Origin of the sequence: Solidesulfovibrio sp. (genome assembly GCF_029978005.1) — a bacterium.
Taxonomy (GTDB): domain Bacteria; phylum Desulfobacterota; class Desulfovibrionia; order Desulfovibrionales; family Desulfovibrionaceae; genus Solidesulfovibrio.
Genome location: NZ_JARKOZ010000147.1, coordinates 1 through 1,126 on the forward strand (window position 1 = coordinate 1; position 1,126 = coordinate 1,126).

Here is a 1,126-nt window from a genome sequence, read left to right on the forward strand (position 1 = left end):
TTCGGCGTGGCGTTCATCCGCATGGTGAAGATGATCATCGCGCCCATCATCTTCTGCACCGTGGTCACGGGCATCGCCAAGATGGGCGACATGGGCAAGGTGGGGCGCGTGGGCATCAAGTGCATGCTCTATTTCTGGACCATGACGCTTTTCGCCCTGGCCATCGGCCTGGTCATCGTCAATCTCTACCAGCCCGGCGCGGGCATGGACGACTACGCCGCCAAGATGCAGTCCAACCAGGCCGAGGTGGCCAAGGTCGAGGCCTATGCCGGCAAGGCCAAGAAGATGACCACCGTGGATTTCCTCATGAACATCGTGCCCACTTCCGTGGTGGACGCCTTCGCCAAGGGCGACATCCTCCAGGTGCTGTTCTTCTCCATCCTTTTCGGCGTCGCCCTGGCCCAGCTCGGCGAAAAAGCAAAGAATTTCGTCAGGATCATCGACGAGTTCTCCAAGGGACTCTTCAAGGTCGTGCACTACATCATGTACTTCGCGCCCTTCGGCGCGTTCGGGGCCATCGCCTACGTGGTGGCCTCCCAGGGGGTCGATGCGCTGCTCAAGCTCCTGTACCTGATGCTCGGCGTCTACTCGACCTGCATCATCTTCATCTTCGGCGTGCTCTACGTGGTCTGCCGCCTGGCCGGCTTTTCGCTGTGGCGCTACCTCTGCTACATCAAGGAGGAAATCCTGCTGGTGCTCGGCACCTCGTCCTCCGAGGCGGCCTTGCCGCGCATGATGGCCAAGCTCGAGGCCGCCGGCGCGGACAAGTCCGTGGTCGGCCTGTGCCTGCCCATGGGCTACTCGTTCAACCTGGACGGCACCTGCATCTACCTGACCATGGCCGCCGTGTTCCTGGCCCAAGCCACCAACACGCCCCTGGACCTCGGCCACCAGCTTTCCCTGCTGGGCATTCTGCTTTTGACCTCCAAGGGCGCGGCCGCGGTCACGGGCGGCGGCTTCATCACGCTGGCCGCCACGCTGCAGACCGTGGGCCACATTCCGGTGGCCTCGCTCACCCTGCTTCTGGGCGTGGACCGCTTCATGTCCGAGGCCCGGGCCATCACCAACATGATCGGCAACGGCATCGCCACCATCGTGGTGGCCAAGTGGGAGAACGCCCTGGACG

The 1,126-nt window shown here is 63.1% G+C and carries 1 protein-coding gene; it reads left to right on the plus strand.

The window, feature by feature from the left end; genetic code table 11:
• A partial coding sequence (dctA, locus tag Q1K70_RS16890; protein ID WP_300161968.1) for a C4-dicarboxylate transporter DctA occupies positions 1-1,126 on the plus strand: 1,126 nt, incomplete at both ends.